Source organism: Lysinibacillus sp. FSL P4-0201 (genome assembly GCF_038593425.1).
GTDB lineage: Bacteria > Bacillota > Bacilli > Bacillales_A > Planococcaceae > Lysinibacillus > Lysinibacillus capsici.
Window position 1 is genome coordinate 2,862,466 of the sequence record NZ_CP151995.1, and the last position, 23,158, is coordinate 2,885,623.

Genomic DNA, 23,158 nt, shown 5'->3' on the forward strand with positions numbered 1-23,158 from the left:
GACTTCCTCCTTAAAATAGGTATCTAGCAACTGAAATCGTAGCATTACCCGATTTTTTCTTCTCTAATAGAAGTGATGGAACCTGTGCATAGCGCATAGCTGCTGGTTCACTCACTCCGTATGCACCTGTATATTTAAAGACTGTTTCAGAGGGTGATGGAAATTCGATTTCATTTAATTCAACCGGTGTATACGTAACGAACTCCCAATCATATTTCTTCGTAATCTCTAAGAAACATTGCTCATCTTTCTTCAAATCAATCGTGCATAAGGCTTTCACACTTTTTTTCGAAAGCTTTAGCTCTGCCAAGGTTTCATCGATTACTTGTTCAATTTCCTCTAAAGATGTACCACGGTTACAGCCCATTCCTAGCACAATGGATTTTGGGCGATAAATAACACCGTTTTCTAGAAGAACCTCTTCTTCAGGTTCAATGATTCGATCTGTTATTAATAATGTGGCATGGGGAGTAGCTTGGATGGCTGCCTGTGTTGATGGATAGATTTTAATTTGCTCTGGCATCGGTGTATCACGCATCCACCAATCACGTTCGCCTGTTTCCTGTACAATGGCTACATGTTCCTCATTTACAACAGATGCACTAACTGGTGTCAATTTATCCGCACTATCCCATACCCAGCCAAAGCGGGCTCCAAATAAATCAACTGGAATCGTCTTTTGTACATCAGAAGCCGTTGTAATAATCGGATTTGCACCAAGTGCAGCTGCCACCTCGTGTGTTAGCTCATTGGCACCACCTAAATGCCCTGATAATACGCTAATAACATTTTCCCCTCGATCATCAATCACCACAACACCAGGGTCTGTCTTTTTATCCTTTAAAATCGGCGCAATCATTCGTACAACTGCCCCTAGTGAAATAATTAAAATTAACCCTTTATATTGCTTAAAAAGTGTTGGCAATAGCAGGCGCACGGTTCCTGTAAATAGTTGAATATGCTTTTCTTCTTCATCGCCTTGTTCAAATTTACTCATATAATATAAATCACTTGCTGCAAAGGTTTGCTGCAGACGACGTCCTATTTGGACACCATGCTTCGTAATGGCTACAACGGCATAAGGATTACGTTGATCAACCTCTGGTAACACACCCTCTTGTAACTCAATCACTTGTCTTCACACCTTTTCTAAAGCCATGTGTAAAGCTTGCATCATATAACTTCGAACGATATTGATCTTTATCATGAATGTTCGGGTCTAATGCCCATCCCGCTAAAATCATCGCATGCTTACGAATACCATTCACACGCATCGCTTCATCTAATTCGATTAAAGTTGTTCGTACGATTTTTTGATCGGGCCATGAAGCTCGTTGAATAACTGCTACAGGCGTGTCATCAGCCCAACCAGCACTTTGTAGCTCTTTGACAATTTTTTTCGTCAGCGTTGCACTAAGGAATAAGGCAATTGTACAATGATGGCTCGCTAAATCACGCAGCTTTTCAAATTCTGGTACAGGTGTGCGCCCCTCTGCACGTGTTAGAATAAGGGTTTGTGTTAGATCAGGAATTGTTAGCTCAGCTCCGATTGCAGCGGCCGATGCAAATACAGAGCTAACTCCTGGAATGACTTCATACCCAATGCCTTCCTTTTTTAATAGCGCAACTTGCTCCATAATGGCACCATACATCGCTGGATCACCTGTATGCATACGTGCCACTGTTTTACCAGCATTGACTCGGTCCACCATCACAGCAACCATTTCCTCCAAATGCATACCAGCTGTACGAATGACCTCCGCATCTGGTCTAGCTTTCGCAATAAGGTCCTCACTCACTAAAGAATCTGTATACATGACAACGTCCGCTGTTTGTAACATATGTAAACCTTTGACTGTAATTAAATCTGGATCACCAGGACCAGCGCCGACAATATAGATTTTTTTCATTATTTACGCACCACCATTAATGTTAAATATTCTAAATCGACACCATCCAACTCACGCACATCCCAAATGATTTCTTCATCAGATGTTACCTTTGTCACCACGGATGCTTTATCTAATAAATCTAAATCGCGTAGCACTTCAAGCATTAAATCAATCACTTTCGCCACTTTAATAAAAACAACAGCATCATGTGTTTCAATCGCTTCACGCATAGCTTCGTAATTGTCATACGCAGGAATAATCGCAACACGATCATCACCATCCGCTAACGCAATGCCTAAGCGTGATGCAGAGCCATTAAAAGAAGAAATCCCTGGTACCGTACGAATTTCGACATCTGGATGCTTGTCCTGCATTAGCTTCATCATATGAATAAACGTACTATACAATAATGGATCGCCCTCTGTAACAAAGGCTACATCTTTGCCTGCTTGTAATTTTTCGTAGACAAGTTCTACTGACTTTGTCCATTCACGTTCTAAAACAGCCTCATCTTTCGTCATTGGGAATACAAGACCAAGCATATCTTTTTCTTCTGGATTAATATACACATCTACAATACGATGGGCATAGCTTTTACTGCCTTTTAGCTTTTTTGGGTAAGCAATAACAGGTGATTCCTGAATCACTCGAAATGCCTTTACTGTAATTAATTCTGGATCGCCAGGACCAACGCCCAAGCCATATAAAATTCCTAGATTACTCATGATTTTCTTCCTTTCGATAAGCGGAAATAATGTATATTGGATTTAATGGCACAAAGCGTGTCATATCTAAAATTGGTTTACTGCGTGCCAGCTGAGCCTGTAAAATGTCAACAGCAAAACCACAAGCTTTAAATGCCTCAACAGCTTTATATAAATTTTCAATAGTCGCCGCATTTAAGACAATGCGCCCATTTTGCTTTAAACGCTGACAGCATAACTGCAGTAAATCAACCATTTCACCACCAGTGCCACCGATGAAAATGGCATCAGGGTCTGGAAAGTTGTCTAAACCCTCTGGTGCTTTACTATGAATAGCTGTCATATCAACTCGGAATTTTTGTTGATTTTGAAGACAGTTTTCTAAATCAGGGGCATTTTTTTCTACAGCAAAAACTTGTCCCTCAGGAGCAAGCTTACCTGCCTCAATAGCCATGGATCCCGTACATGTGCCAATATCCCAAATAATGCTATCCCGTTGAAGCTGCATGGCTTGCAAACTTAAAACTCGAATTTCTTTCTTCGTAATAAGTCCTTTATCTGGCTTTCGTTGTGAAAATTCCTCATCATCAATCCCAAGTGTGTAGCGTTTCGGTGCTATTGTTTGTTTTAAAACCACGACATTTAAAGGAGAAAAATGAGTAACTTCCATTTCATCGAGCGAGTACCAGCCACTTTTTTCGTTGTCGCCCTGTAAATTTTCGGCTACAAACGCACGATATTCCGTCATACCAAAATACTTTAAATATCGAGCAAGAGCATTCGGACTATTCTCTACATCTGTTAAAAGTGCTACTTTCTTTTTGCCATCAATTCGCTGTGCCAAGCCCTTCATTGGTCGTCCATGAATACTCGTTACGTAAGCATCCTGCCAGCTCTCTCCCATTTTCGCAAAGGCCAGCTGGACAGAGCTCATATAGGGATAAACCTCTATTTGTAGCTTTTTGGCTAAATAGCCTCCGATGCCATAAAATAATGGATCTCCAGATGCAAGAATCACGGTATTTCTTGTTTCTTCAGACAATCTTTCAACAAGTGTTGAAAGACCTCCTTTTATCAAGATTTTTTCACCCCTAAAGTCTGGGAAAAAATCAAGTACTCGCTCACCACCAACAAGTACCTCACAGTCTTCAATCCACTGAAGGTATTGGGGTAATAAGCTTGCTAATCCGTTATCCCCGATCCCAATCAACTTCATCGATCGATGCAATGTCATCAGCCCTTCCTAATAATTGTCCCTGCATCGAATAGATCGATGTGGAAAGCGTTAAACCGCCCTTAATATGATGGATAGAGGAGTAGCAGCAGGCCTCACATAAACGATGGAAGAACGCATCATAGCCCTTCTCCATCATCATCTCACCCACTTGTGAAGCTGTATTTGCCTCCAGAACTTGTGCTATCGTTTCTCTATCTGCCCCTATATCCTCTGCCAGTTGTGCTAAAAAATTAAAATCGATTGGTGCACTTTTGGAATGCACCATCATGACTCCTTGTGCGACTTTAGAAAATTTCCCCATCATCCCAACGAGTGAAACTTGTTTGATGCCTAGACGCTTACAATGCTTTAATGTAAAACCTACAAAGTCACCCATTTCAATAAACGCTTCTTCTGCTAGATGTGGGTATTGTTTCATTGCAAACTTCTCACTTCGTCCACCTGTTGTCACCACTAAATGCTCACAGCCAGCCTCTTTCGCTACACTGATGGCTTGGACAATACTGGCCATATAAGCAGAACTCGAAAAAGGCACGACGGTTCCCCTTGTGCCTAAGATTGAGATGCCCCCAAGTATACCGAGTCGTCCATTTAACGTTTTTTTAGCAATCTCCTCACCCTTAGGTACAGAAATCACCACATTCACGCCTCGAGTAATGTGAAATTCGTCCAACACACCTTGGACCGTGCTATAAATCATTTTACGGGGTACAGGATTAATGGCTGCCTCTCCGACAGGCACTGGCAGGCCAGGCTTTGTGACACGCCCGACGCCAATACCTCCATCTAAATGAATCCCAGGTGTATCTGCCCAGCTCACTGTGCCAACGATGAGTGCCTGATGGGTCGCATCAGGATCATCACCAGCATCTTTAATCGTTTCACAGCTGACAGCATTTTCTTCAAATATGCATTTTTCAATTGTAAAGGTTGCATCTCGACCAATAGGTAAATGAATCGTACTTGTCTCTTGCTCCTCCTTAGTAATAAGGGCAAGCAGTGCAGCCTTTGATACAGCAGTTGCACAGGCTCCCGTCGTATAACCGTGACGCATGTCCTTGGGGTCCTTTTTTGGCTTCCGCTCCATTATTTTTTCGCCTGTTCGTCCGCTAAAAGTGAGATGGCATTTAAAGCAGCAACCGTCACTGTACTACCGCCTTTACGACCAACATTTGTAATGTACGGAATCCCTTCTAGTTTAAGCAGCTCTTCTTTTGACTCAGCTGCTGACACAAAACCAACAGGCATACCGATAATTAAATCTGGTTTTGCTAGCCCTTCTTTAATTAATCGAATCAATTCCAGCAATGCAGTTGGTGCATTACCAATGGCATAAATACCACCTTCATGTAATTTTGATGCCTTTTGCATCGAAATAATGGCACGTGTTGTATTTTGTTTTTTCGCTTCTATTGATACATCTTCATCCGCAATATAGCAATGCAAATCACCACCATGTTTTTGGAAACGCTTTTTACCAGAGCCACTTTCAATCATTTGCACATCTGCAATGACATGACGTCCTGCAAGAATAGACTTGATACCCGCTTCAATAGCACCTGGTGTAATGATGACACTACGACCTAGCTCGAAATCAGCTGATGCATGGATAATGCGACGTACAACTTTCCATTCATCTTCTGAGAAGTCATGCTCGCCCATTTCCTCTGCAATAATAGAGAAACTGTAATCGTAAATTTTATCTGGGTCTACCGTTAATGGTTTAAAATCTGTTTTAAAATCCATGGAAAATGCCTCCTAAATTGTATGTTCAACAGCCTGTAATACTTCTTCAAATGTTGAATATTGTTGGCCGTACTGTATATTTGGTCGTGCAATAAGAATCGTTTCAATCTGGCATGCGAGAGCTGCCTCTAGCTTCTCATCAACTGAGCCCACTTTACCGCTTTCTTTGGTAATCATCAACGTCACTCCGTATTGACGAAATAGAGCTTCATTTAATTCCTTTGAAAACGGACCTTGAATAGCCACAATATCTCGCTGCGCCACGCCAAGTGCCTCACATTTTTCCATATTATCCAGTCGTGGAAGCATACGAGCGATTACTCTTGTGTTTTCTAAGCCCTGTAAAACCTTTGTAAAGGTAGCGAGTGTTTTACTACCTGTCGTTAGCATAATGACACCGCGTTTTTCTGCAGCTAGCTGAGCTGCCTCCTCATAATCCTTTACAACAGTAATCAATGGATGGGCATAATGTTCATGAGCTCTTTCATAGCGAATATAAGGAATCTTTGCCTGCTCTGCTGCTGCCATCGCATTTTTAGAGGCTTCCTCCGCAAATGGATGAGAAGCATCTACCACCAATTGATAGCCCTGCTCTGTCATGATGGTCGCCATTTCCTCAGCTGTCAGTCTACCGATTAAATGTGGCAGGCCAACGTCAGCAAGACTAGAGGCTGCCGACTCAGTGACGACCGTAGCGGTTACCGCATAACCTGCACGTTGTAATGCTAGGGCTAGATCCCTTGCATCACTTGTCCCTGCTAACATGAAAATCATTTTACCGGCTCCTCTTCATGATGATGGTGATGGTCATGGTCATGATGGTCATGCCCATGATCGTGATGGTCGTGATGATGATGCGCATGTCCATGATCGTGATCGTGATCATGATGGTGATGATGATGTGCATGTCCATGTACTGCCGCATAGGCGCGATAATCTTCTAGATCTTGCATACCTGTTGATGTACCGTTGATTGCCTGTTCAATACGCTCTAATAAAACATTTTGTAACCGTTCATGGTAGCCAAAATAGTTAGCAATTTGAATATCACAATCTGGATAAAGTTCATTAAACTTCTCACACATTCCATGCATGCGTTCCATCAAAATGCCTGTGAATAAAAAGTATGGTAACATGATGATTTTTTTTGCACCTAGTTTGACACAACGTTCAATTCCTTCTTCAACTCGTGGATCTGTGACACCCATAAAAGCACTTTCTACGTATTTTACAGGTAGTTTTTCCCATAAAAGTCGCGTGATTTTATAAAAATCACCATTAGCAGATGGATCACTGCCACCTCGTGCAATCAATAAAATCGCTGTGTCTTCCTGCTCTTGTTCTGAATTAAAGCCAATTTCAGCTAGGCGATCTTGTAAAATGGCAAAGATTTCATCATGGATACCAATTGTTTGACCATATGTGAAGGTAATCGTTGGATAATGCTCACGCGCATGCTCGATTTCCGCTGGAATATGCAGCTTTGAATGGCCTGCATGCAGTAAAATGATTGGAATTACATGTACCTCTGTAGCTCCCTTTTTCACACAGTTTGTAATACCTTCTTCGATGTTAGGTGAAGCAAATTCAAGGAAACAAGTTTCCACTAAAAATTGTTCATCAATACGAGGTGTCATTTGTTCGATAAATGTACGAACCTCATCATTTCCTGCTGCTAAACGGCTCCCATGGCCGACAAATAAAATAGCTTTCATCTCTCTACTCCTTACTAGTCGCCGCACGGAGCTGGCTCTACTTTTATTTTGGAAGACATATCTTGATACGTAAAATGCAGTATCTTTTTCACACGTTTAAAATATTTAAACAAGCGTTCATTTGGATGAGCATTTGCTTTATATTCTTCAATAATATCTGTAATGAGTGGAATCAGTTGCTCAGGCTCCAGCCCTTCTACAACAGGCTGTGCTGCGTGTGCTGTACGACCGACTGGTTTTGCTCCAATAAAGACATCAAATTTACTTTTGCGGTAGACGATGCCAATATCATCAAATACAGCCCGATAACAGGCCATCCCACAGCCATTAAAGCCAATATTTAATGTCTTCGGTAAGGACATACCGCCTAGTTTTTCTTGTATTTCCTCTGCATATGGTATTGAATCAGCCTTTTCACCGTAGCAAAAATCACAAGCCTTCAGTGATAACACATCACCAATCGGAGCTAATAAAAACCCTACTTCCTGTAATTTCTCTGTGATCTGTTCAGGGGCAGTCGTTGGTATTTTCAAATGAATTTGATGATCTGGTGTGTATTCCATCGTCCCCTCATCCCCAACGACCTCCGCTAACGTCATCATTTGCTGGGGAGTAAAAAACTTATTGGCTACACCAGGACTTACTGCTAATTCAAAAATAGATTCTATTTTTTGCTGTACAAGCTTCGGTGTTACTTTGACTGCGCTTGTCCCTTTTACCATTGCAAGTGCCGCTGTAGCCATTTCAAGAGCTGTTTTTTTCGGCTTTGGCGTAACGGCTATACTGGGTTTATTAAAGCGCCCTGCATTAGGGTCAGTCGTAAAGTCATTTCGCGCTGTTCCCGTCTCTTGGTTCATTGCCCAAGGTTCATTTTCTTCGCGTAAACGTTGATGTGGACGTAATGGCTGTTTCTCTTCACCCAGGGTATATTTACGTTGGTAACCGCGGGGCGTAATCATCTTATTGTCATAGAAAAATGTTGACGAATTCCCGATAATGACAGTTGTCAACATACCAATATCATGTTCTAGCATTTCTGCTAGTGTTGTCATGGTCACTTCTTGACGTTCTCGATAGGCACTTTTCACAAGCCCTACTGGTGTGTCTGGCGAACGATATTCTAAGAGTATTCGTTGAGCCTCGACAATTTGTCTTGTTCGACGTCCACTTTTAGGATTGTATAAAGCAATGACAAAGTCCGCCATTGCAGCTGCCTCGACACGCTTTGCAATTAAATTCCAAGGTGTTAGATGGTCACTCAAACTGATTGTACAAGCATCGTGCATAATAGGTGCACCAAGTATGCTAGCGCATGAATTAATCGCAGAAATCCCAGGAACAATTTCTACTTCAATTCCTGTTGCTTCTGTCCAGCCTAGCTCAATTAACACCTCATAGACTAAACCCGCCATGCCATAGACGCCTGCATCACCACTCGAAATTACTGAGACGATGCTCCCTGCTTCGGCTTGACGAACGGCTTCCTGTGCACGCGACACTTCTTCTGTCATGCCTGTACTAACAATCGATTTTGCACTTACTAAATCTTGAATCAGCTCTACATAGGTTTTATAGCCTATAATCATATCACTTTGTTGTAAAGCCTCTACTGCACGTGTCGTAATATGCTTAAAATCTCCAGGTCCAAAGCCTACTACGAAAATTTTTCCTTTTTGCGCCATGTTGTTACCCCTCTTTCACCTTTTCGATCCCTTTAGTGGCAGTTGTTTGAGCAGTACGCTGTAATGTACCTTCACGAAGTGTAAAGACATGTTCGTTGTATAAGGATTCATGATGTAAATCTTGTACTAGTGTTCTAGCATGCTCTGTTGATGGCACACGATACCAGTTTCCTTGAGGATAAGCGATTACCACACAAGCATCCTTGCAGCGTCCATTACAGCGCGTTCTTGTCGTATGTATTTCCTGATCGAGTGCTTGCCGCTGTATCTCATCTCGAATGGCTAAGGTAATTTCCTCCCCATCCTTTTTCATGCAGCTACTGCCATTGCAAATAAAGAGATGTGTTTTCATCCCCTCTAAATTCCAAGTTGTCATCTTCTGTCTCCCCTCATTTGCTTTTTGGAAAAAGAAAAACCTTTACTCTATAACGAAGAGTAAAGGTTTTGTAGAAGCCAAATAAAAACGAATAGAATGAAATACAGGTACCCGCTTTCGCTTCAACTTCTCCCTCCGAAAAGTTTGCATGCACAATCAAATAAGCAGGTTTCCTGACTTAAGCTTCATTTTACTGTCGCACCTTCCCAAGTTTATACCAGTGGCTTTGCGATTTCATCAGCTATTACAGTAGCGGGGGCTGTATTGGATTTTCACCAATTTCCCTATTATCTCGAGCTATTCGAGCACTTATTGACGTTTTATATGAAATTTTTATTAGAATTTTAAATAGAAAACTGTCTTTATCATATCTTATTATTTTAAAATTTCAATATTTCTTTAAAAATTTATGACAAATTTATCAATTTTGAATGGAACTAGGTATGAAATTTATACAATCTATATAATTTGTGCACAAACTTTTATCAGAATATTCACCGTTGACCTTTAATTTAAAAAATTCCATAAAAGGTATAGCATATTTATGGAAATTCATGTTACACTTTGTCGTGAAATCTCACAATTTGAATGTTTTTCGGTGCAAAGTGCTTGTCATTTTGCTTAAAAGGGAAGCCGGTTTGAGTCCGGCGCGGTCCCGCCACTGTAATAGGGAGCTTTATAGAATATGTCACTGTCCAACGGATGGGAAGACCTATAAAGCATTGAACTAGAGCCAGGAGACCTGCCGAAAAATAAGTGATCGTTTCAACCTACGAGGATAGGTGTGCGGCTTAGCAGATGAGACTGTTATTTGCTTTTTTAGCTATGCACTTTTCCACCTAAGGAGAAGTGCTTTTTTAATTACGCACGCAATATTCTAAAAATCTATTAATTAGTTAGGAGGAAAGCTTTTTGAAATTATCATGGTGGAAATTTAGTTATTTTTTACTGGCCTTTTTAATCGTGCCAAAACGTGCCTTTGCCATGCATATCATGGAAGGTTTTTTACCAATCGAATGGGCTATTTTTTGGTGGGTGATCTCTATCCCATTTATCATTCTAGGATTGCGTTCTATTCGAAAAACCATTGATGAAAATCCTGAAACAAAAATGCTTTTGGGGCTTTCAGGAGCCTTTGCCTTTGTGCTATCCGCCCTAAAAATCCCTTCAGTTACAGGTAGTTGCTCTCACCCAACTGGTGTAGGACTTGGGACAGTACTCTTTGGCCCTCTAGCAATGAGTGTAATTGGAACAATCGTTTTATTATTTCAATCTTTATTATTAGCTCATGGAGGAATTACAACTTTAGGGGCTAATGCCTTTTCTATGGCTATTGTTGGTCCTTTTATTGCTTACTTTGTCTTTAAAGGGGCTCAAAAAGTAGGGTTGTCATTTTCACTAGCCATATTCTTTGCAGCTATGCTTGGTGATTTAGGTACATACATTGTGACTTCTGTACAACTAGCACTAGCCTTTCCTTCAGAGGTTGGAGGCTTTATGGCATCCTTTACAAAGTTTGCAGGTATTTTTGCCTTAACTCAAATTCCTTTAGCAGTGAGTGAAGGAATTTTAACGGTCATTGTGATGAATTTCTTGAAAAAATACAATGTTAGCGAATTAAAAACGTTACGTGTTTTCTCAACAAAGGAGGCACATTAACAAATGAAAAAAAATTTATTGTTATTAGCAATTGTTGTGTTGTTAGCCATCATTCCCTTATTCATACAAAAAGGTGCTGAATTTGGTGGTGCTGATGGAGAAGCAGAAGCAGCTATTGGTGAAATCAATGCGGAATATGAACCATGGTTTGAAAGTCTATGGGAGCCACCAAGTGGTGAAATCGAAAGCTTATTATTCGTGCTACAGGCAGCTATAGGAGCTGGCTTTATTGGCTACTTCATCGGCTATATGCGTGGCAAACACAAAGAAGGTTAACCATTATGTTACTCATTGATAAGTATGCCTATCTGAATAAGCTAGCGTCCGTTCATCCGCTAGAAAAAATGATATTTTCACTTGGACTACTTCTCATAACGCTCATCATGAGAGATGAACGACTTTCACTCATTACATTTTTTGTAATGAGTGCTTTTATCATTTTAGGTGCAAAAATTCCGCTTGCATACTACGGCAAATTATTATTGCTACCTAGCTTTTTCTTATTAACAAGTCTCGTATCTATTTTACTTTCCTTTACATCATCAACGAATGCACTCCCTGCCCATATTTGGTCGTTTACATTTAGGAATTGGACTGTCTTTATTGGGAATGCAAGTGTGTTAGCAGCGCAACAGCTGTTCTTTATTGTCCTTGGCAGCATTAGTTGTTTATACTTTTTAATTCTAACCACTTCCGTACAAGGAATATGTTATGTGCTACGACAATGGCGACTCCCCTCTTTATTAGTGGAGCTCGTCGAACTAACCTATCGTTTTATTTTTATGTTTTTAGAAAGCATGCAAAATATACATCTCGCCCAGCAAGCACGTCTTGGCTATCATTCACCGATGCAATGGCTACGCTCTGTCTCCATGCTTATTGTGGCATTATTTGTGGAAATGTTTCAGCGTAGCCGAGAGCTCAACAATGCCATGCAATCACGTGGAGGCGATGCCGTCTACTGGCAAGAGATGGGCTCTTATAGCAAGAAAAATTGGCTAGGCATGGCAGCTATTTTACTAGTCCTCATCGTATATGGAGGGTATTTTACATGACAGCATTTTATTTTGAACTCAACCAATTATCTTATGCCTATGCGGATGGTACGAAGGCGTTGTCAGATATTACATTAGATATTCCAAAAGGTAAAAAAATCGCCATACTCGGACATAATGGCGCAGGAAAATCGACTTTATTTCAGCATCTTAACGGTATTTTAAAACCTACAGCTGGGACGATTGTATTCGAAGGCAACGATCTGGAATATAGTCGAAAAGCTTTAAAGGCCCTACGCCAAAAAGTCGGCATTGTTTTTCAGAATGCAGATCATCAGCTTTTTTCAGGGACCGTCAAGCAAGATATAGCATTTGGCCCATTGAATCTCGGCTGGTCTACTGAAAAAACGGAAGAAAAAATAGCATGGGCCGTTGCGCAAACCGAAGTGGAAGATTTGCTTGATAAACCCATTCATTTTTTAAGCGTAGGTCAGAAAAAACGTGTAGCAATGGCAGGTGTTTTAGCGATGGAGCCCTCTGTCCTTTTGTTAGATGAACCAACAGCAGGTCTTGATAATTATTATGCTACACAAGTATTACAATACTTAGCCAAATTAGATGATGGTGAGAGAACCATTTTACTAGCAACCCATGACATACCTCTCGCCTATGAATGGGCAGATCTAATCATTGTTATGGAGGCTGGAAAAATTATTTATAACGGTGATCCAATCACCTTGTTTTATGAAGACGAATTGTTACATCGCGCGCATCTTGAACGTCCATGGATTTTTGAAATGGTCATAGCTTTGCAAAAAAAGAAGCTATTGCAGGAAAATATCAACATCCCTCGTTCCAAGCAGGAGCTACAACAATTAATAGAAATGATCTAAAGCTTTTAACAATGCTAGGTTTTTTCGTTATACCTACCAAAAATTAAAATAGCAAAGAAAAATTTTCCTCCATTACGAAACTTTTCTAATCTTTGTCCGTATTAATATAGTCGAGATTTAATTTATAACACCAAGGAGAGATAACAATTGAAAAGTTGGTATAAAAAATCAGTCGCTGTTGTAGCATCTGCTGCACTCATGGTTCCTGCTGCTTCTGCCTTTGCTGAGGCACCTCAGCATAAAGCGAAAAACATGCTGGCAAACAGTGCGAAACAAACAGAGAAGAATGAAGAAAAATGGATGAGTAAGGATACAATTGTTATCAAGCATTCAGGTCTTGATAAAAACGTACATAAAAAAATTGGCTCCAAGGTCATCCGCTCCATTCCTTCATTAGGGTATGATGTTGTACAACTAAATAAAGGCGTATCGATCGAAAAAGCCGTCTCTTACTATTTAAAGCAAAACGGAATATCAAGTGTATCTCCTAGTTACATCTATCATTCTTTTAATAAAGAAGCTGATCCTAAAAAACAAGAGATGTATCATTTAAACTTACTGCAAATGGATAAGGCACTAGAATTAGCAGGCAACCATGATGTCACAGTTGCTGTCATTGATTCTGGTGTAGATTTTAAACACCCCGATCTAAAGTCACAAGTACTCCCACCCTATAATGCAGCAGCACCTGCTAATACTACCTATTCAGGCGATCACGGAACACATGTGGCAGGTATTATCGCCGCAGCAAAAGATAATGGCGTAGGTGGGCATGGGATTAATCCGAATGCAAAGTTACTGCCAATTGATGTATTTAACGGCAAAGAAGGTGCTAATGATTTCATCATTGCACAGGGTATTCTTTATGCAATTGAGCAGGGCGTTGACGTCATTAATATGAGTCTAGGAGGCTATGGTGAATCTCCCCTGATGAAGGAAGCCGTTCAGAAGGCAATTGATAGTGGGATTACAATTGTGGCGGCCGCAGGAAATGAATCGACAGATGAATATTCCTTCCCCGCTTCTTTCGAAGGTGTCATTAGTGTTGGTTCAACAAACGAACGCAACAAACTATCAAGCTACTCCAATTACGGACCATCTGTGGATATTGTTGCACCAGGTGAAGACATTTATAGTACCGTTCATGATGCGAAGAAAGGATCATCTTTTGTCAAGTTTAGTGGAACATCCATGGCCTCTCCTGTCGTGGGAGGTATCGCCTCTCTTCTTAAATCCAAAGACCCATCTTTAAAACCGCATCAAATAGAAGCGATTTTAGAAATGACCGCACAAGATTTGGGCGAGAAAGGCTATGATCTTACTTATGGTCACGGATTAGTTGATCCTGTAAAAGCATTACAATTTGATTTAAATAAACTGCCTAAGCATTATTCAGAGACAAAGGAAGATCGTATTAAGAACGCCAAGATCCTTGCTAAAAATAAGCTAAATACAGAACAGGGTGCTTTTGAACAGCAAGACGAAAAGAAATGGTATAAAGTCGATTTAGAAGAAAATGAATATGCTCAATTAACATTAAAAGGCGCTGACAAATACGACTATGCCTTTGATTTATATTTCTACCCAAATAGCGGGATTGGTGATGTAGAGCCTATCCATGTCAATGATGTTCGCGTAGGAAAAAAAGAAGGTTATCTATTTAAAGCAGATCAAAAGGGAACGCTTGTCATTGGTGTCAAAGATCATAATGGAAGCTATAGTTTAAAAGGCAAATCTACTTACATTTTTACAGCACAAACGACGAAGGACTTGCCAATTGATACAATAGACAAGTCTACGATGGAGCCTATTAAAAAGTTCCCATATAGTACAGCAGGTAAAAACTATACATTACTGTCAAAAGATCAACAACAAGATCAAGATTACTTCACGTTCTCTGTCAAAAAACCGACGACGTTACAATTTGATCTATCGGGAATTCCAGGTGTCACTGCCTCTATGGAGCTTTATCTAAAAGATGACTTTAATCCTGTGCCACCAGAAGAAATCGATCAAGCTGAAAATGATGAAGGTGAAGAAGAAGCCTATCCAATGCAGACCGCTTATGGTACAGCAAAAGGTGAACCGGTTCGTATGATTATCGACGCTGTTCCAGATCAAGAGTACGTTTTAAGTGTATCTAATGAAAGTAATAGCGAGTTTTCTATGGAGATGTTCTTTAGTGGCGGCATCGAAAAAGAAGAAACGATCAGCGAATCAATGATCCCTTACACATTAAAAGGTGAAGTAGTTTCCCTCCCACCTGATGAGGATGGTCTACCTGTAGATGAAGCCATGATCGAAGAAAATGTTCCAGAGAGCCAATTACCGCTTATAGAAAACAACATAAAAAAACGTAATGAAATTGACAGCCTGATGAGTATGTTATTGAATCCTACGGCTTCAGGCAACCTAGAAAATGTTGACCCTATCATTAAGCAGGCAATCCGCTTTGAAATAGGTGACGATCAAAAAGCTTATTTCCAAACAGATTATGATGAGGATTATTTCTTATTTAAAGCGAAGGAAGACGCCCTTTATAGCTTCAGCTTTTTGAAAGGCATGAACCAAATGCCGACAGGTACAGTGTTTGAATATGATGAAGAAACAAAAGAATTAATTCCCGTTTCTTCCTTAACTAATGACCTTGGTATACTGGCACTACTACTTGGTTCAGCTGGTAACGAAGACGATGCAAAGGTCATACCATTGAAAAAGGACAAAACATACGTGGTAGCCGTTGTCAATGCTGGAGAACGATCTGCTGAGCCTTATACATTGAAAACAAAGAAAATAGGCGATATTCCAGCAGAGTACAATCCAAACAATCATGAGGAAGCAAAAGCGCTAAAAATTCAACCAGGTACTACTTATAGAGACCACCTGATTTATCAAGATGATGTAGATTATTACTACTATAAGCAACAAGGCAATGATGAAGTCATGAGTCTGCTTCTTTCTTCAGTTCCTTTTACTAATGAACAATTGGCTCAGCTACCTAAAGAACTGCAAAAGGACTTGAAATTTGCAGGAGCTATTATCGAAGATACGAACGGCAATATGAAGATTGATGCCAAAGAAATGGAGACAGAAATTCCATTTGGCTTAGGTGATAATATTCTTGAAATGTTACTTGGAATGATGGGTACAAACGATGTAAATACATCGTTTAAGGCAAAGAAGGATCGAGGCTATTTTATTCTAGTCAACAGTATGGGGCTTGGCCAAGTATCGATTCAGCCTTATACATTAACATTGTTTGATCATAAGCATGTGGATGAAGATGCGGATTCAAAATTAGTAAATGGTGTACCTAGCAAGCCATCTGTTCTTGTGAAAAAGGATGAGAAATGGGTTGCAACGCAATATTTAAATGCAGGTATACCATTTGGTGATAAAGACTATTTTGAATGGAATAACGACCAGAAACGCGAAGTCTTCTTCTCACTCCAAACAGAAAAAGCGTTGGATGGTGTTATTCGAGTGTTAGATGCAAACGGAAAAACCGTCAAAACATTCGATCTTTACGGTGTTGGTGATGCCGAGGTTGGTACGGTGGAGCTTGATGCAGGCAAATACTATATTGAAGTAAGTGAGTTTGATGGCAAAGCTAGCACACAACCCTATACGCTTGAAATAAAATAGTTAGAATTAAAAATATCCCCTAGATCAAAACGATCTAGGGGATAATTATGATCTGAAAGAAGCATTTTCATCCAACGATGAGATTCACCACTTCGGCTTACATAAAATATTTAACATAATTACAATATTCATCTTGCTTCATTTGTAGCTTTTCATAAAGCTTACGTGCATTTACATTATCAGCCGCCGTTTGTAACGTGACATAGCGAGCATACTGTTGCTCGCAATAATGAAATACCTTTTCCATCAATGCCTTGCCCACCCCTAGGCCTCTAGCATCTTCTGTTACATAAATATCATTTAAAATATAGGCTCGCTGTAAAGCAATGGACGAAAATGTTGGATATAATTGTGTAAATCCAATTATCTTGTCATCCATCAGCGCGATAAAAATGACGGATTCTTTCAAGGCCAATCGTAATTGTAAAAATGCCTTGGCACTGCTTATATCTGACTCAATTCCATAAAATTGACGATATTCATCAAACAGTTTTGCTAAGTCCTCTAGTTCATCCATTGTTGCTTGTAGTATTTCCATTCTAGTCTCCCCTTGTGTCTACCCATGATTGTCTAGCTTTATAAAACTAGTTTTTATTATATAGGAAATACTGGTATAAAGAAAAGAATACTCCTCTCAATCCAGAAAAGATTCACTTTTATTCACCTAAATAATTGGCAACCTTCTTGACGATCTGCCTCCAATTTAATTCCTTGCGGGCAAATGCTTGAAGCTGGACACAAGTATCTGCCAATAATGATTCCTGTGCTGCAACTTGTTGCAATGTCCGACCTATCGCCTCCCAATCATGTGTAGGATGGATTGTACCAAAACGCTGTTGTTGTGTAATATCAGCAGCACCATCCACATCTGTTGTCACGATATAGCAACCATTTTTAGCTGCCTCCGCAAAGACATGGGCATAGCATTCGACTAAAGACGTTAAGCAAAAAATTTTAGCCTTACGATACTCCTCTTCTAGCTGAACCTTATCAACAACAGGTCCTACCATCGTTACTTGAGCGGCAAGCGGATGACTATCTAGTAATAGTCTCAGCTCTTCTTGAAATGAGACTGACATCGGCCCTACTAAACGAAGCTCCCAATCTGGCAGTTGTGCTGCTAAAAATGCCTTAACTGTCAAAATTGTTTGCTTTTCTGGTGCATCCAATCGCCCAACTGTTAGAATTCTATTTTCTTTCTCGTGAAACGGCACTGGCTCTGTGGGGAAATGTTCATAAAAACCATTGGGTATATGTTTCACATCCAATTGTGAAAAGTCTTTGATTGCTGTTTGAATAGATATGCATTCAGAGGTAAGGAGATCACAAAGCTGCAACAACTCTAAAAAATAGGGATAGGTTTTTAATCGATTTAGCCAAAATCGATTAACATCTAATTTCATATAAATTTTGCCATTTGGATTAAAATGCTTATAGGTTTTCAAAATAGCTAAATAGGATGGATAGGGTCCAATAGCAAAGGCAATGTCGATGTCCCTTGCATGCTGGGCTAAATAAGCATTCATATTCACCACATAATCATCTTCAAATGGTACAGACTCAAATTTTACAGTGGGAAAGACTTGTTGAAGTAGAGCTTCATTCATTTCTGTCGTGACAATAGTGACCTCATAGCCTAAATGTTCCCCCAATAAAATAGGCACTAGACACAAATCTTTGAAAATATGGGCATCCGAAAGTTTGTAAGATTCCACGCTACAAATAAATGCTATTCTTTTTGTCATCGTATCCCTCTTTCTAAAAAAAGCGCTCTCGCTAGTTTATGACCTCTCTTGCTAAATGTGCTTATGTTAGTAAATTTTCGTCTTTCTTATGCCATATCTCTAGTAAACATAAAAATTCTATCTAAAAACACTCTCTTAAAAACATCCTAAAATAAGCAATTGCCTACAGTAGCACTACGTCTACGCATATTGTATTAAAGGATCTACTCAGTCACATGGAACAACTCTACTAATGAACATAGAATGGAGGGATCAGATGAAGATTAGTTTTTTATCACCTGCATTTAATAGCGAAGAATGGATCGTAACGATGCTTGATAGTATTCCTAAAGAATATGCCTATGAAATTATTGTGGTAGATGATGGCTCTACAGACAATACGCTAGCCATTTTACAGGATTATCAGAAAAACTGTGCAGCTTTAAAAATCATCGTTCACCCAACGAATTTAGGTGCGAGTGTTGCCTACAATCGCTGCATTGCAGAAGCAACAGGAGATTATATAGCCATCATCGATAGTGATGACCACTATTTACCTGCTATTCGCAATGTACTAGCACAAGTGGATGGCACATTTGATATTTACTATTACAACATGATTATTAAAAATGGCTTTGCTTTTATTAAAGATGAATCCAACCGCTATTCCTTGCCTGGGCAATTTAAGATTATCAGGAGAAGTTTAATTGGAGATGCGAAATTTACGATACGCAAAGATATTGCAGGAGATTGGGATTTTAATTGCGCCCTGATGGATAAAAATCCGACAAGTAAATATACTAACGAATTTGCTTATTGGTACAACTACCCTAGGGAGAACTCAGAATGTGACCTACATCAAAGAGGATTGAAATAATAGCATGCAGGAGGTGTAACGAACTATACAATGTTTACAGATAAAATATTATTGATTACTGGAGGCACGGGCTCTTTCGGGAACGCCGTATTAAAGCGATTCTTAAATACGGATATCAAGGAAATTCGGATTTTTTCAAGGGATGAAAAAAAGCAAGATGATATGCGAAAACACTATCAGCATACAAAAATTAAATTTTATATCGGGGATGTCCGCGATATTCAAAGCATTCACAATGCGATGTATAATGTTGACTATGTATTTCATGCCGCCGCTCTCAAGCAAGTTCCCTCCTGCGAATTTTTTCCCTTAGAAGCTGTGAAAACCAATATTTTAGGAACAGATCACGTACTAACAGCCGCCATTCAAGCTGGCGTCAAGAAAATCATTTGCCTGTCGACAGATAAGGCCGCGTACCCTGTCAATGCGATGGGTATATCCAAGGCAATGATGGAAAAAACGTTTATTGCAAAGTCACGAATGGTTGACCCTCACCATACCCTAATTTGTGGCACTCGATACGGTAATGTCATGGCTTCACGAGGCTCGGTTATCCCATTATTCATTGAACAAATAAAGGCTGGGAAACCTTTAACGATTACGGACCCTCATATGACACGTTTTATGATGAGCCTTGAGGAAGCGGTAGAATTGGTATTGTACGCATTCTCACATGCTCAAAACGGGGATATTATGGTTCAAAAATCACCTGCTGCCACAATAGCAAATTTAGCACAGGCTTTACTTGAGATCTTTCAAGCAAACAACGCCATGCAAATTATCGGAACACGGCACGGAGAAAAAATGTATGAAGTATTATGTACGAAGGAGGAAGCAGCAAAAGCTATTGATATGGGCCATTTCTATCGAATCCCCGCGGATAATCGGGATTTAAATTATGGAAAATACCTCGATGAGGGCTCTCCAAAAATTACATTAACGGATGAATATAACTCGAACAATACCCAACAATTAAGTGTGGCTGACATTAAAGTAAAGCTATTAACATTGCCTCTTATACAAGAAGAGCTCCTTCATTGGACAGGAGGAAAACCATGAAATTTTTAGTGCTCGGTGCTACAGGCATGGCTGGTCATACCATTGCCATCTATTTATGTGAACAAGGGCATGATGTAACAACATACTCTCGAACCCCTTTTCCCTATGGCAATAATAGAACAGGTGATGTGACAGACTCCCATTTTTTAAGGTCGCTACTACTAGACAATGAGGTAGATGTCGTCATTAATTGTATTGGTGTTTTAAACAATGCTTGTGAGGCTCATCCTGCCCAAAGTGTTTTACTGAATAGCTATTTACCGCATGCCATTGTATCTCTCCTTGAAAATCGTCACACAAAGCTTATTCATCTAAGTACCGACTGCGTATTTTCAGGCAAAAGTGCTCCCTACTATGAAAATAGTGTACTAGACGGGGAAACCTTTTATGACCGCACCAAAGGTATAGGGGAAGTGAATAACGACAAGCACATAACATTTCGTAATTCCATAATTGGTCCTGATTTGAAAAAGGATGGCATCGGACTCTTCAATTGGTTTATGCAACAAAAAAGTCCCGTCTATGGCTATTCGGGTGCTATTTGGACGGGAGTGACAACACTTACTTTGGCTAAAGCCATTGAACGTGCTGCACAACAAGATTTAACAGGACTCTATCATCTCGTCAATACGACAAATATTTCTAAACACGATCTACTGCATCTATTTAATAAGCACTTCCTGAACAACAGTATAAAAATTCTTCCTCATCACGTTGTTCAAATCAATAAAACATTAATAAATACAAGAAATGACTTTTCATTTATTGTCCCTAGCTACGAAGAAATGATGATAGAGATGAAGGAATGGATATTGCAGCATAAACACTTATATCCTCACTATTTTCAATGATCCATACATCAACTCCATTATGGATGACGATTCGTAATGGGGTTCCCCTACCGAATAACTGTCCCTTCAGGTAATTGACCATCCTTAATCCAATTCTCTACAAAGCGATTAAAAAATGCAGGCTGGGCTAATGAGACGCCGTGACCGATGTTCTTCAATAACACACCCTTGCTATTTGGATGACTTTGCACAAGTGCTTTAGCGGATTTTCTCATGTTGCTTTTCTCTTTTTCTCCCACAGTTATTAGGATCTTTCCTTGAGCTTTGTTAAAGTCAGCTGGGATGGAAAACGACATATTTTCTCGCAAAATTTGAATCAATGTATCTACTTTCATCGTGGCACTCTCTTGATAGTAACGCTCAAAATAGTCTTCTTGAATGTACAGGGCTTTTGCTTGAAGTTTCGCAAATGTTTTATTTTTTATAAGTGGAAATGACAGCCGAATAAAAGGTTGAAGCATCCTTTCCACAGTAGGAGAGGGTATCACGAGCGCACTATTGATGATCGTAAAATCGATTAAACTAGGCTGTAGACTTAGCATTTGAATAGCGATTTGCGCTCCTAAAGAGAAACCAATTACTATAACAGGCTTCCCATTGGCTTTTTTCTCAATAAGCAGAAGAAGCTCTTTCGCACTTTGTTCAATGGAAAATGGATTGTGTGTCATTAGCTCAGGTATAACACAGTGATAATGGGAAAAATGGCGAACTTGCTGATCCCACATCCACCCTCCAACGCCCCCTCCATGAATAAACATCATGAAAGGATTGTTAGCATCCCCATACTCCTTGTATTGCATAGATACACCTACTTTCATTCTTTCTCATTCATGGTCATCTAAAAAATCTTTACTAAAGCTTGTTTGTGATTGATAGGAGGAACGTTTCCCTAAATCTACACCACGTTTTATAATCCCCTTGCCAAACCGTCCCTCAATTTCATCGACAAGCTTGAGAATCGGTTCATCTTTCGCATGCTCCTGAAAATCAAATATCGATAATTGCTGTGAATAATCTTTACGATCCACCACATTGGAAACCGTTACACCAAGTAATCTTACAGGAGATTCATCCCAATGCTTATCAAATAAAGTACAAGCAATATCGTAAATTTCTTCATAACGATACAGGACATTGGACATTGTTTTCGAACGTGTATGATTATGCCAATCAGCATCCCGAATTTGAATGCTCACAGTTGAACCTGCTAAGCGCTTGGCATCAAGACGCTCCACCACTTTTTTACATAGACCTTCGATTGTTTTATGAAGTGTACGAACATCTGTTACATCTTCTGGTAATGTTGTTGAATTCCCAACGCTTTTCGTATCAAAGATTGCCTCAGGATCGACCATGCGCTGATCCACCCCATTGGCCCTTGCTCGAAGCCGTACCCCATTCTTCCCTAAAATTTGCTTCATTTTAAATTCTTCTGTCTTAGCTAAATCACCTATTGTAAAGATGCCTTGTGCATTTAATTTTTTAGCAGTACTTGCTCCAATCCCATGCATGTTGACAACCTCACGATGCCATAATTGCTGTTCAATATCCCGTATTCGTAGTACGGTAATCCCCATTGGTTTCTTCATATCAGAGGCTGTTTTCGCTAAAAATTTATTCGGTGCAATACCGATGGAACAAGGTAAATCCAGCTCAGCTAAAATGCGCGCTTGTATTTCCTGGGCAATACTTAAGGCATGCCGTTCCTTGCTTAGCTCAGTCACATCCAAGTAGCCCTCATCAATCGAAACAGGCTCTACTAATGGTGTATAGCTTCGAAGAATGGTGAACATTTCTTTAGATGCATGACGATACTTTTGAAAATCTGGAGGTAATAACAATAGCTCAGGACATTTACGCTTCGCTTCATGAACAGTCATAGTTGTATAAATGCCTAGCGCTCTTGCTTCATATGAACAAGTTACTAAAATGCCACGCCGTTCCTTTGGGTTCCCTGCAATTGCGATAGGCTTCCCCTTTAAACTTGGGTCATGTGCTTGCTCCACAGAAGCATAGAAACTGTTCATATCCACATGCAAAATAACACGCCCTTTATGTGCCATGCTCATCACCTCGTTTCTTTCTTAGCCTTATTATACGCCC

General features: G+C 39.9%; 22 protein-coding genes and 2 riboswitches. Of the genes, 8 read left to right on the forward strand and 14 right to left on the reverse strand.

Annotated elements, in window-relative coordinates:
• Positions 1 to 10: 10 nt before the first annotated feature.
• From MKY76_RS14430 to MKY76_RS14475, 10 genes are read right to left on the reverse strand one after another with little or no spacing between them, the layout of a single operon-like run.
• On the reverse strand, positions 11 to 1,132 hold the full coding sequence (locus MKY76_RS14430; protein WP_342556784.1) for a cobalamin biosynthesis protein: 1,122 nt from the start codon (positions 1,130 to 1,132) through the stop codon (positions 11 to 13).
• Positions 1,125 to 1,910: a precorrin-4 C(11)-methyltransferase gene (cobM, locus tag MKY76_RS14435; protein ID WP_004231312.1), complete on the reverse strand. Its 786-nt coding sequence runs from the start codon at positions 1,908 to 1,910 to the stop codon at positions 1,125 to 1,127. The genes MKY76_RS14430 and cobM overlap by 8 nt, the downstream gene beginning before the upstream one ends.
• Positions 1,910 to 2,617: a precorrin-2 C(20)-methyltransferase gene (gene cobI, locus MKY76_RS14440; protein WP_004231310.1), complete on the reverse strand. Its 708-nt coding sequence runs from the start codon at positions 2,615 to 2,617 to the stop codon at positions 1,910 to 1,912. Before cobI ends, cobM begins: the two co-directional genes overlap by 1 nt.
• A complete protein-coding gene (gene cbiE, locus MKY76_RS14445; RefSeq protein WP_342556785.1) occupies positions 2,610 to 3,830 on the reverse strand; it encodes a precorrin-6y C5,15-methyltransferase (decarboxylating) subunit CbiE in 1,221 nt (406 codons plus the stop codon). The genes cobI and cbiE overlap by 8 nt, the downstream gene beginning before the upstream one ends.
• Positions 3,787 to 4,920 (reverse strand): cobalt-precorrin-5B (C(1))-methyltransferase, encoded by a 1,134-nt coding sequence (locus MKY76_RS14450; RefSeq protein ID WP_004231305.1) that lies wholly within the window; start codon positions 4,918 to 4,920, stop codon positions 3,787 to 3,789. Before MKY76_RS14450 ends, cbiE begins: the two co-directional genes overlap by 44 nt.
• Entirely contained in the window at positions 4,920 to 5,579 is a 660-nt protein-coding gene (locus MKY76_RS14455; RefSeq protein ID WP_004231303.1) for a precorrin-8X methylmutase, read from the reverse strand. The genes MKY76_RS14450 and MKY76_RS14455 overlap by 1 nt, the downstream gene beginning before the upstream one ends.
• Before the next feature lie 12 nt (positions 5,580 to 5,591).
• Positions 5,592 to 6,353, reverse strand: coding sequence for a precorrin-6A reductase (cobK, locus tag MKY76_RS14460; protein ID WP_009370247.1), 762 nt, complete (start codon positions 6,351 to 6,353; stop codon positions 5,592 to 5,594).
• Positions 6,350 to 7,294: a sirohydrochlorin chelatase gene (locus MKY76_RS14465; RefSeq protein WP_259950821.1), complete on the reverse strand. Its 945-nt coding sequence runs from the start codon at positions 7,292 to 7,294 to the stop codon at positions 6,350 to 6,352. Before MKY76_RS14465 ends, cobK begins: the two co-directional genes overlap by 4 nt.
• 14 nt (positions 7,295 to 7,308) lie before the next feature.
• Positions 7,309 to 8,976 carry a precorrin-3B C(17)-methyltransferase gene (cobJ, locus tag MKY76_RS14470; protein WP_342556786.1) on the reverse strand — a complete coding sequence of 556 codons (1,668 nt, stop codon included), beginning with the start codon at positions 8,974 to 8,976 and terminating at the stop codon, positions 7,309 to 7,311.
• A 4-nt stretch (positions 8,977 to 8,980) separates the two neighbouring features.
• Positions 8,981 to 9,352 (reverse strand): (2Fe-2S) ferredoxin domain-containing protein, encoded by a 372-nt coding sequence (locus tag MKY76_RS14475; RefSeq protein ID WP_342556787.1) that lies wholly within the window; start codon positions 9,350 to 9,352, stop codon positions 8,981 to 8,983.
• Between the two features lie 145 nt (positions 9,353 to 9,497).
• Positions 9,498 to 9,680, reverse strand: a riboswitch (cobalamin riboswitch).
• A 251-nt stretch (positions 9,681 to 9,931) separates the two neighbouring features.
• Positions 9,932 to 10,117: riboswitch (cobalamin riboswitch) on the forward strand.
• Between the two features lie 147 nt (positions 10,118 to 10,264).
• Between MKY76_RS14475 and MKY76_RS14480 the strand changes: the two genes are divergently transcribed.
• The 5 genes from MKY76_RS14480 (at position 10,265) to MKY76_RS14500 (ending at position 16,544) form a co-directional block, all read left to right on the forward strand.
• Entirely contained in the window at positions 10,265 to 11,011 is a 747-nt protein-coding gene (locus tag MKY76_RS14480) for an energy-coupling factor ABC transporter permease (protein ID WP_257960732.1), read from the forward strand.
• 3 nt (positions 11,012 to 11,014) lie between these two features.
• The gene (locus MKY76_RS14485) at positions 11,015 to 11,287 is read left to right on the forward strand and encodes an energy-coupling factor ABC transporter substrate-binding protein (RefSeq protein ID WP_009370241.1); all 273 of its coding nucleotides are present in this window, start codon (positions 11,015 to 11,017) and stop codon (positions 11,285 to 11,287) included.
• Between the two features lie 5 nt (positions 11,288 to 11,292).
• On the forward strand, positions 11,293 to 12,066 hold the full coding sequence (cbiQ, locus tag MKY76_RS14490) for a cobalt ECF transporter T component CbiQ (RefSeq protein ID WP_103118389.1): 774 nt from the start codon (positions 11,293 to 11,295) through the stop codon (positions 12,064 to 12,066).
• Positions 12,063 to 12,899, forward strand: coding sequence for an ATP-binding cassette domain-containing protein (locus MKY76_RS14495; RefSeq protein WP_131521543.1), 837 nt, complete (start codon positions 12,063 to 12,065; stop codon positions 12,897 to 12,899). The genes cbiQ and MKY76_RS14495 overlap by 4 nt, the downstream gene beginning before the upstream one ends.
• A gap of 147 nt (positions 12,900 to 13,046) precedes the next feature.
• The gene (locus MKY76_RS14500) at positions 13,047 to 16,544 is read left to right on the forward strand and encodes a S8 family serine peptidase (protein WP_342556788.1); all 3,498 of its coding nucleotides are present in this window, start codon (positions 13,047 to 13,049) and stop codon (positions 16,542 to 16,544) included.
• A 97-nt stretch (positions 16,545 to 16,641) separates the two neighbouring features.
• Here the strand turns inward: MKY76_RS14500 and MKY76_RS14505 are convergent, their stop codons facing one another.
• Positions 16,642 to 17,082, reverse strand: a complete 441-nt coding sequence (locus tag MKY76_RS14505; RefSeq protein WP_048392339.1) for a GNAT family N-acetyltransferase — start codon at positions 17,080 to 17,082, stop codon at positions 16,642 to 16,644.
• Between the two features lie 118 nt (positions 17,083 to 17,200).
• Complete coding sequence (locus tag MKY76_RS14510; RefSeq protein WP_066036238.1) at positions 17,201 to 18,289, reverse strand: glycosyltransferase; 1,089 nt, start codon at positions 18,287 to 18,289, stop codon at positions 17,201 to 17,203.
• A 256-nt stretch (positions 18,290 to 18,545) separates the two neighbouring features.
• On the opposite strand from MKY76_RS14510, the gene MKY76_RS14515 reads away from it, so the two are divergent.
• From MKY76_RS14515 to MKY76_RS14525, 3 genes are read left to right on the forward strand one after another with little or no spacing between them, the layout of a single operon-like run.
• A complete protein-coding gene (locus tag MKY76_RS14515) occupies positions 18,546 to 19,145 on the forward strand; it encodes a glycosyltransferase family A protein (protein ID WP_016993848.1) in 600 nt (199 codons plus the stop codon).
• A gap of 30 nt (positions 19,146 to 19,175) precedes the next feature.
• The gene (locus MKY76_RS14520; protein ID WP_054549192.1) at positions 19,176 to 20,204 is read left to right on the forward strand and encodes a polysaccharide biosynthesis protein; all 1,029 of its coding nucleotides are present in this window, start codon (positions 19,176 to 19,178) and stop codon (positions 20,202 to 20,204) included.
• Positions 20,201 to 21,055: a sugar nucleotide-binding protein gene (locus tag MKY76_RS14525; RefSeq protein ID WP_054549191.1), complete on the forward strand. Its 855-nt coding sequence runs from the start codon at positions 20,201 to 20,203 to the stop codon at positions 21,053 to 21,055. Before MKY76_RS14520 ends, MKY76_RS14525 begins: the two co-directional genes overlap by 4 nt.
• A gap of 47 nt (positions 21,056 to 21,102) precedes the next feature.
• Here MKY76_RS14525 and MKY76_RS14530 read toward each other — a convergent pair whose 3' ends face one another.
• Entirely contained in the window at positions 21,103 to 21,855 is a 753-nt protein-coding gene (locus tag MKY76_RS14530) for an alpha/beta hydrolase (RefSeq protein WP_004231273.1), read from the reverse strand.
• A 24-nt stretch (positions 21,856 to 21,879) separates the two neighbouring features.
• Positions 21,880 to 23,118, reverse strand: coding sequence for a DNA polymerase IV (locus tag MKY76_RS14535; RefSeq protein ID WP_004231271.1), 1,239 nt, complete (start codon positions 23,116 to 23,118; stop codon positions 21,880 to 21,882).
• Between the last annotated feature and the right edge of the window lie 40 nt (positions 23,119 to 23,158).